Source organism: Thermomonas sp. (assembly GCF_025993755.1).
Taxonomy (GTDB): domain Bacteria; phylum Pseudomonadota; class Gammaproteobacteria; order Xanthomonadales; family Xanthomonadaceae; genus Thermomonas.
Map to the genome: position 1 here is coordinate 18,349 of NZ_JAMQHN010000004.1, position 12,084 is coordinate 30,432.

11 protein-coding genes are annotated in these 12,084 nt (G+C 65.6%); 9 read left to right on the top strand and 2 right to left on the bottom strand.

What is annotated here, in order from left to right:
* Nucleotides 1-4 precede the first annotated feature (4 nt).
* Together Q0X16_RS00270 and Q0X16_RS00275 are read left to right on the top strand one after the other, a co-directional pair.
* Nucleotides 5-487: a peptidylprolyl isomerase gene (locus Q0X16_RS00270; protein WP_297829326.1), complete on the top strand. Its 483-nt coding sequence runs from the start codon at nt 5-7 to the stop codon at nt 485-487.
* Nucleotides 488-520: 33 nt separating this feature from the next.
* Nucleotides 521-1,783, top strand: a complete 1,263-nt coding sequence (locus tag Q0X16_RS00275; protein ID WP_297829328.1) for an FAD-dependent oxidoreductase — start codon at nt 521-523, stop codon at nt 1,781-1,783.
* An 89-nt stretch (nt 1,784-1,872) separates the two neighbouring features.
* Here Q0X16_RS00275 and Q0X16_RS00280 read toward each other — a convergent pair whose 3' ends face one another.
* Together Q0X16_RS00280 and parE are read right to left on the bottom strand one after the other, a co-directional pair.
* Entirely contained in the window at nt 1,873-3,849 is a 1,977-nt protein-coding gene (locus tag Q0X16_RS00280; RefSeq protein ID WP_297829331.1) for an alpha/beta fold hydrolase, read from the bottom strand.
* 115 nt (nt 3,850-3,964) lie between these two features.
* Complete coding sequence (gene parE, locus Q0X16_RS00285) at nt 3,965-5,854, bottom strand: DNA topoisomerase IV subunit B (protein ID WP_297829333.1); 1,890 nt, start codon at nt 5,852-5,854, stop codon at nt 3,965-3,967.
* A gap of 247 nt (nt 5,855-6,101) precedes the next feature.
* Here parE and Q0X16_RS00290 point away from each other — a divergent pair, with 247 nt between their 5' ends.
* The 7 genes from Q0X16_RS00290 to Q0X16_RS00320 form a co-directional block, all read left to right on the top strand.
* On the top strand, nt 6,102-7,805 hold the full coding sequence (locus Q0X16_RS00290) for a CTP synthase (protein WP_297829336.1): 1,704 nt from the start codon (nt 6,102-6,104) through the stop codon (nt 7,803-7,805).
* Nucleotides 7,786-8,619 (top strand): 3-deoxy-8-phosphooctulonate synthase, encoded by an 834-nt coding sequence (kdsA, locus tag Q0X16_RS00295; RefSeq protein WP_297829339.1) that lies wholly within the window; start codon nt 7,786-7,788, stop codon nt 8,617-8,619. Before Q0X16_RS00290 ends, kdsA begins: the two co-directional genes overlap by 20 nt.
* A gap of 116 nt (nt 8,620-8,735) precedes the next feature.
* Nucleotides 8,736-10,028: a phosphopyruvate hydratase gene (gene eno / locus Q0X16_RS00300; protein WP_297829341.1), complete on the top strand. Its 1,293-nt coding sequence runs from the start codon at nt 8,736-8,738 to the stop codon at nt 10,026-10,028.
* Nucleotides 10,029-10,042: 14 nt separating this feature from the next.
* The gene (gene ftsB, locus Q0X16_RS00305; RefSeq protein ID WP_297829344.1) at nt 10,043-10,384 is read left to right on the top strand and encodes a cell division protein FtsB; all 342 of its coding nucleotides are present in this window, start codon (nt 10,043-10,045) and stop codon (nt 10,382-10,384) included.
* Nucleotides 10,381-11,067, top strand: coding sequence for a 2-C-methyl-D-erythritol 4-phosphate cytidylyltransferase (gene ispD, locus Q0X16_RS00310; RefSeq protein ID WP_297829346.1), 687 nt, complete (start codon nt 10,381-10,383; stop codon nt 11,065-11,067). Before ftsB ends, ispD begins: the two co-directional genes overlap by 4 nt.
* Nucleotides 11,068-11,122: 55 nt before the next feature.
* Complete coding sequence (ispF, locus tag Q0X16_RS00315; RefSeq protein ID WP_297829357.1) at nt 11,123-11,602, top strand: 2-C-methyl-D-erythritol 2,4-cyclodiphosphate synthase; 480 nt, start codon at nt 11,123-11,125, stop codon at nt 11,600-11,602.
* Nucleotides 11,603-11,604: 2 nt separating this feature from the next.
* Nucleotides 11,605-12,084, top strand: a 480-nt coding sequence (locus Q0X16_RS00320; protein WP_297829360.1) for a tRNA pseudouridine(13) synthase TruD, incomplete at its 3' end; no start/stop codon positions are given.

Consider the following 12,084-nt stretch of genomic DNA (forward strand, 5'->3'; position numbering starts at 1 on the left):
CCTCATGAAGATCGAACAAGACCGGGTCGTCCGTTTCCACTACAGCGTCGCCGAGGCCGGCAAGGACGCGATCGAAAATTCGAAGGAGGCCGGTCAGCCGATTTCGATTCTGTTCGGGCGCGGCCAGATCATCCCCGGTCTCGAGAAGGCGATGGAAGGCCACGAAGCCGGCGACAGCTTCAAGGCGGCCGTCACCGCCGCGGAAGCCTACGGCGAGCGCCGCGACGGCCTGACCCAGCGCATCCCCAAGAAGCATTTCGGCGTCCAGCGGCTGGTGGCGGGCATGCAGGTCGTGCTCAACACCAATCACGGGCCGCGCGCGGTGGTGATCGAGAAGGTGGGCATGAGCGTGGTCGATGTCGATCTCAATCACCCGATGGCCGGCAAGGATCTGGAGTTCGACATCGAGATCGTGGACGTGCGCGAGGCCACGGAAGAAGAGCTTGCCCACGGCCATGTCCACGGCGAGGGCGGCCACGAGCACTGACAGCCGCAACGGGCCGTTCGGGCGGATCTGGCGATGACAGGCGCGCCGGCGGTGGATTGTCTCGTGGTCGGCGCCGGCGTGTCCGGCCTGGCGACCGCGCTGGCGCTGCTGGAAGCGGGGCACTCCGTCACCGTCATCGACGCCGCCGGCGTCGGCAGCGGCGCGTCCCACGGCAACTGCGGCACCCTGACGCCCAGCCACGCGCCGCCGCTGGCCGGGCCGGGGACGCTTTGGCGGGCGGCGCGCTGGATGTTCACGCCGGACGCGCCGCTGTACATCAAGCCGACCCTCGACCCGCTGCGGTTGAGCTGGTTCCTCGGCTTCGTCCGCCGCTGCAACGAAAAGGACTACCGCGCCAGCGCCCGCGCCAAGTCCAGCCTCCTGAACGATTCGCGTCAGCGGATCCAGCGCTGGGTCGAGGCCTTCGGCCTGCGCTGCGACTTCGCCGAGACCGGCGAGGACTACGTGTTCCGCACCCGCCGCGCGCTGGACCGCGAGTTGGGCGACGTGCCGCTGCTGCGCGAACTGGGCATCGCGGTGGAGGTCATCGACGGGCGCGACTACGAGGCCAGCGATCCGGCCTTCAAGCCAGGACTGGCCGGGGCGATGCGCTTCACGGGCGATGCCGCGCTGCGGCCGGACCGCTACGTCGCCGAACTGGCGCGGGTGGTACGCGAGCGCGGCGGGCAGATCCGGGAAAACTGCGCGCTGGTTGCGCTGACGGAGGAGGCTGGCAGCGTCCGCGTGCGCACCACGCAGGGAGACCTGTCGGCGCACGATGTCGTCCTGGCCGCCGGCGCCTGGACGCCGAAGATCGCGTCCGCCGTCGGCCTGCGCTGGCTGCGCAAGGCGATCCAGCCGGGCAAGGGCTATTCGATCACCTACAGCCTCCCGGCGCGGGTGCCGAGCCGCCCGGTGATCCTGTTCGAGCCTTCGGTGTGCGTGACGTCCTGGAGCGACGGCTACCGGCTGGGCAGCACGATGGAGTTTTCCGGCTTCGACTCCAGCCTGAATCCGCGCCGGCTGGGCGCGCTGGAACGGGGCGCGCGCGAATTTCTGCACGTGCCGGTTGGCCCGCAGGAGCAGGAACGCTGGTGCGGCTGGCGCCCGATGAGCCGCGACGACGTGCCGCTGATCGGCCGTGCCCCCGGCCACGCCCATCTGTGGCTGGCGGCAGGGCACGGCATGATGGGCGTCGGCATGAGCGCCGGAACCGGCCAGATGCTGGCGGATCTGGTGTGCGGACGTGAGCCCGACGTCAACCCGGCTCCGTTCGATCCGGCGCGGTTCGCGTGAACTTCAAGATTGCGTAAAACCTCTCCGCCGACCCCTAACAACGAAGAGCGACTTGCGTCGCCCTTCGAATCGATCTTGATGCGGCTGTTTCAGTGCGCGTTGGGGCCAATGTACTTGTCGAGGAAGGCTTGAACCCTGCGGAACAACTCCGCGCGGTTCTCGGGATTTACGAACCCGTGGCCTTCTCCGGGGACTGCATACAGTTCAGGTGGCCTGTTCTGTGAATTCAAGGCGGCAACCATCGCCTTGTATTGGTTGAAATTTGCCGTCTGGTCGTCCTTGCCATGGGCCAGCATGACTGGTACCTGCAACTCGGCTGCCCGTTGTACAGGGGAGATGCCGGCAAGCGTTTCCATATCGGTTCCCAGCGTGCGATCGAAGAAACGCTGTGTGCGCATGGGTGCACCCTGGTTCCTGTCGGTTCTCAGCATCAGTGGCAAATCATAGACGCCGACGTAGCCGATTGCGCATTTGTACATCCCCGGGTTGAGGATCGGCTGGATCAGAGCCGTGTAACCACCGAAGCTGGCCCCGAATGTGCAGATACGCTGTGGATCGGCGAGGTTCTGCTGGATGGCCCAGCGGACGCCATCGGTGATGTCGTTCTGGATGGTCGTTCCCCAGCCTTGCCATCCTGAGCGCTGGAAAGCTTCACCGCGGCCACCCGAGCCGCGATAGTTCACTTGCAGGACGGCGTAGCCGTGCGTCGCAAGGTACTGGACTTCGTCATCGAAGCTCCACTGGTCGTACACGCCAAACGGCCCGCCGTGGGCCATGACGACCAGCGGCTTGGGTCCGGTGCCCATTGCCGTATAGAACCCGTGGATGGTCATGCCATCGCGGTTGGTGAACTCGATCGGGCGAGTCTGTGCCATGTTTTCCGGCTTGAGCCAGGGCATGTAGTCGATGATTTTCTGGACTTGTCGTGTTGCCCTGTCGTAAACGTAGTAGCTGCCGATGTCGCGATCAGACCAGACGCTGAACAGAACCTTGTTGCCGTCGCGGCTGAAGCCGGTGAAGTCCACCATCTGACCGGGGAACGATTTCATGAGCCCGGCATGCAGTTGTGCCCATGGCGAGTTCGGATCAAGGTACTGGATCGACGGTTTGTATTCATCGGACGTGACGGCAAACGGAATTCCGTCCCGACCTTCGTACATGAAGCCGGTGGCGCCCACATCGGAAAAGCCCGCGAGTCTGGTACGCGTGCCTGCCTGCAGGTCGATGCGATAGGCCTGCGCCGGTTCCAGTGCATCGGTGACGAGCGCATAAACCGTATTGCCGTCACTGGCGAATCGGGCTCCATAAAGCAACCGTCCGGCGATGGATTTCGGCAGTGGCGACCAGTCGTCTTCGGCAGTGCGGCGGTAGGACACGCTAGGTTCGTTGTCATCATCGAAAGTCGTGCGGAATCTTGCCCTGCCGGTCAGGTCGAACTGGTAGCTTGCCCGCATGTTCCCGCGTTCGACCTCACGGCGATCGCCCGTCTTCGTGTTGACCTTGAAAATGACGGTGTCAGGATCATCCCCGCAGTTCCAGCAGTCAAAGCGGACCAGTGCCATGCCGGGTTCGCTGTTGAGAACCCGAATGACGGAGGACCAGCCTTCGTCCTTGCGGCGCCCGCGCCTGGAACCGCTGTCCGGGACATAGCCAAACAGGACGTCACGGTTCTGGCCACGGATGTCCGAGGTATAGAGGTGGCCCATGGAGACCGGACGCGACTTGAAGGGCTGCATTTCCGCACGTGAGACGACGACCTGATCGTCGTCGGTCCAGACGACATCGGAAACGTGGAATCTCAGGCCGAATCGCAGTACCTGCGTATCGCCTGTGGCCAGGTTCGTGATCTCAAGCTGCGTTTCCAGTCCGTCCCGGGAAGGAACGGCAAGAGCCACATAGTCACCGGATGGGGAAAGAGAGACTTCCCATGCCTCTGGTCGGCGCGTGAAGTCTGCCGCGGACGGAGCCTGGGCAATACTTTGGCCGAACGGCAGTAGCAGAATGGAGGCCAGGAACAGGGCGCGAGACCGACGCCACGCTTGGCGTGGTTTTTCAAACATCATCATCTATTGAATCTCCCGGAAGATCTTTGTAGAGAGACTGCATCGACGCCAACGGCAGACGGTGACGACGTCGCGTTTCCGTTGAAAAGTGTAGCGCCGACCGAAGCCGTGCGTGGAATCACACCTCCAGCGTCGCCAGATCGCCCTTTTGCTCCAGCCAGCCCTTGCGGTCGGAGGCGCGTTTCTTGGCCAGCAGCATGTCCATCAGTCCGCGCGTGGCCGCGTCGTCGTCGACGGTGAGCTGGACGAGACGGCGGGTGTCGACGTGCATGGTCGATTCGCGCAGCTGCGAGGGGTTCATTTCGCCCAAGCCCTTGAAGCGTGTGACGTGAACCTGGCCGCGGATCTTCTCGCGTTCGATCTTCTCCAGCAGCAGGCGCTTTTCGTCTTCGTCCAGCGCGTAGAACACCTGCTTGCCGACGTCGATACGGAACAGCGGCGGCATCGCCACGAACACGTGGCCGCCGTGCACCAGCGCCGGGAAATGGCGCAGGAACAGCGCGCTGAGCAGGGTGGCGATGTGCAGGCCGTCGGAGTCGGCGTCGGCCAGCACGATGATCTTGCCGTAGCGCAGCCCGCCGATGTCGTCCTTGCCGGGATCGCAGCCGATGGCCACCGCCAGGTCGTGCACTTCCTGCGAGGCCAGCACCTGCGTGGATGCGACTTCCCAGGTGTTCAGGATCTTGCCGCGCAGGGGCAGGATGGCCTGGAAATCCTTGTCGCGCGCCTGCCGCGCGCTGCCGCCGGCGGAGTCGCCCTCGACCAGGAACAGTTCGGTGCGCGAGAGGTCCTGCGAGATGCAGTCGGCGAGTTTGCCGGGCAGCGCCGGGCCCTGGGTCACCTTCTTGCGGACGATCTGCTTTTCGGTCTTCAGTCGTGCGGCCGCGCGCTCGATCGCGAGCTGGGCGATGCGTTCGCCGAATTCGGTGTTGGCGTTCAGCCACAGCGAGAACGCATCGTGCGCCGCGCCCTCGACGAAGCCGGCGGCCTGCCGCGAACTCAGGCGTTCCTTGGTCTGGCCGGAAAACTGCGGGTCGCTCATCTTCAGCGACAGCACGAAGGCGACCCGATCCCAGACGTCCTCCGGCGCCAGCTTCACGCCGCGCGGCAGCAGGTTGCGGAAATCGCAGAACTCGCGCAGCGCCTCGGTGAAGCCGGTGCGCAGACCGTTGACGTGGGTGCCGTGCTGCAGTGTCGGGATCAGGTTGACGTAGCTTTCCTGCACCAGTTCGCCATCGGCAGCCCAGGCTGCCGCCCAGTCCACGATCTGGCCCTCGCGCGACAGGCTGCCGACGAACGCCTCCGGCGGCAGCAGTTCGCGGCCTTGAAGCTCGCCGGTCAGGTAGTCGCGCAGGCCGTCCTCGTAATGCCATTCCACCCGCTCGCCGCTGGCTTCATCGAACAGGCTCACGGTCAGGCCCGGGCAGAGCACGGCCTTGGCGCGCAGCAGGTGCTTGAGTGCGCGCAGGTTGAACTTCGGCGTGTCGAAATACTTCGGATCCGGCCAGAAGCGCAGGCGGGTGCCGGTGTTCTTCCTGCCGACGCTGCCGACGGTTTCCAGCTTCGAGGCACGATCGCCGTTGGCGAAGCCCATGTGGTATTCGCTGCCGTCGCGCTTGATGAACACGTCCAGTCTGGTCGACAGCGCGTTGACCACGCTCACGCCGACGCCGTGCAGGCCGCCGCTGAACGTGTAGTTCTTGTTGTTGAACTTGCCGCCGGAGTGCAGGCGGGTGAGGATCAGTTCGACACCGGGGATCCTTTCTTCGGGATGGATGTCCACCGGCATGCCGCGACCGTCGTCTGCGACCTCGCAGCTGCCGTCGGCATGCAGCACGACATCGACATTGCGGGCGTGTCCCGCCAGCGCTTCGTCCACCGCGTTGTCGACCACTTCCTGCGCCAGATGGTTGGGGCGGGTGGTGTCGGTGTACATCCCGGGGCGGCGCTTGACCGGATCCAGCCCGGACAGGACTTCGATATCGGCGGCGTTGTAGCGTGCGTTCATTCAGCGGATCGGTCGTGGGGTCGCGCGGCGCGCGGAGACACGCAAATTGTACGCAAGGCCATCGGGCGGGCCGGGGCAATTCCACACCGAGCCCCGTTGGATGGGCGCGCCACTTTCGCAAGTGGTTGATTGTCCGAGTAAATACTTCGAACGTGCGGTGGCGGGAATTTGCGATTGCGCGGGAGGCAGGCGGGCGCGCCTTGACGCTTGCCGTTAGAATAGGCGTTTCCAGCACCGTGCCATCCCCATGACCGCGCCTGCCTCCGAAACGCCACTCCTGTTCGTCACCGGGGGCGTCGTGTCCTCGCTGGGCAAGGGGATTTCCGCCGCCTCGCTCGCGGCGATCCTCGAAGCCCGCGGCCTGTCGGTGACGATGATGAAGCTGGATCCGTATCTCAACGTGGATCCGGGGACGATGAGTCCGTTCCAGCACGGCGAGGTCTATGTCACTGACGACGGTGCCGAAACCGACCTCGATCTCGGTCACTACGAGCGATTCGTCAACACTCGCCTGTCGGGCCTGAACTCGATCACCACCGGCAAGATCTACGAAGCGGTGATCCGCAAGGAACGCCACGGCGACTACCTGGGCGGCACCGTGCAGGTGATCCCGCACGTCACCGACCAGATCAAGCGCTGCATCGATGCGGCCACGCGCGGCTACGACGTCGGCATCGTCGAGATCGGCGGTACCGTCGGCGACATCGAATCGCTGCCCTTCCTCGAAGCCATCCGCCAGCTGCGGATCGAGCGCGGGCCGGGCAGGGCGATGTTCATGCACCTGACCCTGGTGCCGTTCATCAAGGCCGCCGGCGAGCTCAAGACCAAACCGACCCAGCATTCGGTCAAGGAACTGCGCGGCATCGGCATCCAGCCGGACGTGCTGATGTGCCGCAGCGAACATCCGCTGCCCGAGGGCGAGCGCCGCAAGATCGCGCTGTTCACCAACGTCCCGGAAAAGGCGGTGATTTCCGCCATCGACCTCGACAACATCCACAAGATCCCGCGCTGGTTGCACGCGCAGGGGCTCGACCAGCTGGTGGTGGAACAGCTGGGGCTGGGCGGCAAGGCGCGCCAGGTCGACCTGTCCGAATGGGATGCGGTGGTCGATGCCGCCGAGCATCCGCAGGACGAGGTCACGATCGCGGTGGTCGGCAAGTACGTCGACCACAAGGACGCCTACAAATCGGTGGGCGAGGCGCTCAAGCACGGCGGGCTGCGCCAGCGCACGCGGGTCAACCTGAAGTGGTTGGAGGCCGAGAACATCGAGCGCGACGGCGCGGCGGCGCTGCTGACCGGTGTCGATGGCGTGCTGGTGCCGGGCGGCTTCGGCGACCGTGGTTTCGACGGCAAGGTGCTGACCTCGAAGTACGCGCGTGAAACCGGTTTGCCGTACTTCGGCATTTGCTACGGAATGCAGGCGGCGGTGGTCGACATGGCGCGCCACGTGGTCGGCCTGATGGATGCCAACAGTACCGAGAACGATCGCGGCACCGCGCATCCGGTGATCGGCCTGATTACCGAATGGCGCACCCAGACCGGAGAGATCGAGCAGCGCAGCGAGGGTTCCGATCTCGGCGGCACCATGCGGCTGGGCCTGCAGGAGCAGCGGATCAAGCCGGGCACGCTGGCGCACCGGCTGTACGGCAAGGACGTGGTCGGCGAGCGCCACCGCCACCGCTACGAATTCAACAACCGCTACCGCGTGCAGATGGAAGAAGCGGGATTGGTGATTTCAGCCAAGTCGATGGACGATTTGCTGGTCGAGATGATCGAATTGCCGCAGGACGCGCATCCGTGGTTCCTCGCCTGCCAGGCGCACCCCGAATTCCTGTCCACCCCGCGCAGCGGCCATCCGCTGTTTATCGGCTTCATCCGCGCCGCGCGTGAGCGCAAGGCGGGAAAATCATCTTTACCGGAGACCCGAACGCATGAATCTCTGCGGATTTGAAGTCGGCCTCGACCAGCCGCTGTTCCTGATCGCCGGTCCCTGCGTGATCGAGTCCGAACAACTGCAGGTGGATACCGCCGGCACACTGAAGGAGATCACCGGCAGGCTCGGGATTCCCTTCATCTTCAAGTCCAGCTTCGACAAGGCCAACCGCACGTCCATCAACAGCTTCCGCGGTCCCGGCATCGAGGAAGGACTGCGGGTGCTGGCCGAGGTCAAGCGCCAGGTCGGCGTGCCAGTGCTTACCGACGTCCACGAATACACGCCGATGGATGAAGTCGCCGCTGTTGTCGATGTGCTGCAGACCCCGGCGTTCCTGGTGCGGCAAACCGACTTCATCACCAGAGTCTGCGCCACCGGCAAGCCGGTCAACATCAAGAAGGGCCAGTTCTTGTCGCCGTGGGACATGAAACCGGTGGTCGAGAAGGCGAAATCCACCGGCAACCAGCAGATCATGGTCTGCGAACGCGGCGCGTCGTTCGGCTACAACAACCTTGTCAGCGACATGCGTTCGCTGTCCGTGATGCGCGACACCGGTTGTCCGGTGGTGTTCGACGCCACCCATTCGGTGCAGCTGCCGGGTGGGCAAGGCAACACGAGCGGCGGCCAGCGCGAGTTCGTGCCGGTGCTGGCGCGCGCGGCCATTGCCGTCGGCGTGGCCGGCGTGTTCATGGAAACCCACCCCGACCCGAGCAAGGCACTGTCGGACGGCCCGAATGCGTGGCCGCAGGGCAAGATGGAAGCGCTGCTTGAAACCCTGCTTCAATTGGACGCCATCGCCAAGCGCAGCGGTTTCCTCGAAACAAGCGTTTGAATGTCTGGACGCGAATCGTGCGGATGACTCTTCGGAAATGAAACGCTTTATCCGCTTCAATCCGCTCTGATCCTCGTCCAGAAAATCTTTTTGCAACGGAAACAACCAACCCGCCCATGACCACGATTACTTCCATCCACGCTCGCGAAATCCTCGACAGCCGCGGCAATCCCACCCTCGAAGCCGATGTCGTGTTGGCCGACGGCAGCTTCGGCCGCGCTGCGGTGCCGTCCGGCGCTTCCACCGGCAGCAAGGAGGCGGTGGAACTGCGCGATGGCGACAAGACCCGCTATCTCGGCAAAGGCGTCTCAAAAGCCGTGGGCAACGTCAACGGCGCCATTGCCGATGCGCTCAAGGGCTTCGACGCCGCCGACCAGTCCGGTCTGGACCGGAAACTGATCGAGCTTGACGGCACCGAGAACAAGGGCCGGCTGGGCGCGAACGCGCTGCTGGGCGTGTCGCTGGCGGCCGCGCACGCGGTGGCGTCATCGCGCAAGCAGGCGCTGTGGCAGTACCTCGCCGGCATGACCGGCGCGGCGCCGGCGCTGCCGGTGCCGATGATGAACATCATCAACGGTGGTGCCCACGCCGACAACAACGTCGACATGCAGGAGTTCATGATCCTGCCGGTCGGTTTCGATGCGTTCTCCGAGGCGCTGCGTTGCGGCACCGAGGTGTTCCATGCGCTCAAGTCCGTGCTCAAGGCGCGCGGGCTGTCCACCGCAGTCGGCGACGAGGGCGGCTTCGCGCCCGACCTGCGCAGCAACGAGGAAGCGCTGGAAACCATCCTCGAAGCCATCGGCAAGGCCGGCTACAAGGCCGGCGAGGACGTGCTGCTGGGGCTGGACGTGGCCTCCAGCGAGTTCTTCGAGAACGGCAAGTACAACCTGACCGGCGAAGGCAAGCGGCTGTCGTCGGAGCAGTTCACGGACTTCCTCGCCGACTGGTGCGAGCGCTACCCGATCGTCACGGTCGAAGACGGCATGGCGGAAAACGACTGGGACGGCTGGAAGCTGCTGACCGATCGCCTCGGCGGCAAGGTGCAATTGGTCGGCGACGACCTGTTCGTCACCAATCCGCGCATCTTCAAGGACGGCATCGCGCGCGGCGTGGCCAATGCCATCCTCATCAAGGTCAACCAGATCGGCACCCTGAGCGAAACTCTGGAAGCCATCGCGATGGCCGATGCGGCAAAGTACGCGGCGATCGTTTCGCACCGTTCCGGCGAAACCGAGGACACCACCATCGCCGACATCGCCGTGGCCACCACCGCGACCCAGATCAAGACCGGCTCGCTGTGCCGCAGCGATCGCGTGGCCAAGTACAACCAGCTGCTGCGGATCGAGCAGCAGCTGGGCAGCGCCGCGCGCTATGCGGGGCGTGGCGCCTTCGTGTCGCTGGCCCGCTGACCGACGCGCCGGGGATGAAGACTTTCCTCGCGCTGCTGCTCGTCCTGCTGGGGCTGCTTGCGGCCCTGCAGTACAAGCTTTGGTACGGCAGCGGCGGCCAGGAGGAAGTCGTGGCGCTGAAGGCGCAGGTTGAATTGCAGCGCGCCGAAAACGCGCGGCTGCAGGCGCGCAACGATGCGCTGGCGGCCGAAGTCGCGGATCTGAAGTCGGGCGGCGAGGCGGTCGAGGAGCGCGCGCGCAGCGAACTGGGCCTGGTCAAGCCGGGCGAGACGTTCTATCGGGTGATCGACGGCAATGCTGCCGCTTCGCCCTCGCCCGAAGCCTCGGCGCCCGCTGCGGACGGAACCCACCCATGAACTGGGCGCTGGTGCCGGCGGCAGGCAGCGGGCGCAGGTTCGGCGGCGGAATTCCCAAGCAATACCTGCATGCGGCGGACAAGCCGTTGATCCAGCACGCGCTGGAGGCCCTGCTGTCGCATCCCGAGGTCGAAGGTGCGGTGGTCGCGCTGGCCGAGGGCGATCCGCGCTGGCCGGGCTGGACGCGCCTGTGCGGCAAGCCGGTGCTGACTTGCGTCGGTGGCGCCGAGCGCGCCGACTCGGTGCTGGCCGCGCTGCGCGCGCTTCCAGACACGGTGGCCACCGATGCGCTGCTGCTGGTCCACGATGCCGCGCGCCCAAACCTGCGGCGCGAAGACCTTGATCGACTGATTGCTGCCGCAGGCGCGCATGCCGATGGCGCCATTCTCGCCGCGCCGGTGCGCGACACGCTCAAGCGCGCCGATGCCGCTGCGCGCATCGCCGCCACCGAGCCGCGCGAGAGCCTGTGGCGGGCGCTGACGCCGCAGGCGTTTCGACGCGACCTGCTGCAGCGGGCGCTGGAAGCGGCGGTGGCCGGCAGCCTTGCCGTCACCGATGAGGCGATGGCCGTGGAATCCCTCGGCCTGCACCCCGCGCTGGTCGAAGGACGCGAGGACAACCTGAAGGTGACCACGCCGGCCGATCTGGCGCTGGCCGAGTTCCTGCTGTCGGCCCGGAATTGATTCGCAATCTGGGACAATGGTCGCGCCCATGGGGCGCTCCTACAGGGATACCGGCATGGACATCCGCATCGGCCAGGGTTACGACGTTCACGCCTTCGGCGACGGCGACCACGTCATGCTGGGCGGCGTTCGCGTTCCGCATACGCACGGCGTGCTGGCGCATTCCGATGGCGACGTGGCGCTGCACGCCCTGTGCGATGCGCTGCTCGGCGCGCTGGCGCTGGGCGATATCGGCCAGCATTTTCCGCCCTCCGAGCCGCGCTGGAAGGATGCCGACAGCCGCGCCTTTGTCCGCCACTGCGACGGTCTGATCCGCGCCCTGGGCTGGCGCACGGGCAATTGCGACATCACCGTGATCTGCGAACGGCCGAAGGTCGGTCCGCATGTCGCCGAAATGCGTGAAGCGATCGCCGCCGACCTCGGCATCGCCGTCGATGCGGTCAGCGTGAAAGCCACCACCAGCGAGAAGCTCGGTTTCACCGGGCGCGGCGAGGGCATCGCCGCGCAGGCGGTGTGCCTGCTGGTGCGCGCGTGACGATGCTGCCGCGTGCCCACGGCGCGCCGGTGCTTTCCGGACGCATCCGGGAAACGCCCGAGGATTTTCAGGTCGAGGAGCTTCCGGGCTTCGAGCCCAGCGGTGCGGGCGAGCACCTGCTGCTGACCGTCGAAAAGCGCGGCATGAATACCGCGTATGCGGCCAAAGTCATCGCGCAGTGGGCGGGCGTGCCCGAATCGGCGATTGGTTTTGCCGGACTGAAGGATCGCCACGCCGTCACCCGCCAGCGTTTCTCGGTCTGGCTGCCGAAGAAAATCGCGCCCGATATTGCGGCTCTGCACAGTGACGATTTGCGCGTCCTCGACCGTGCTTGGCATTCCCGCAAGCTGCCGCGTGGCGCGCTGGCCGGCAACCGCTTCGTGCTGGCGCTGCGTGGCGTCGAAGGGGGTCGAAGTGCCATCGAATCACGCCTGCAGGCCATCGCCGCGCGCGGCGTGCCCAATTATTTCGGCGAACAGCGC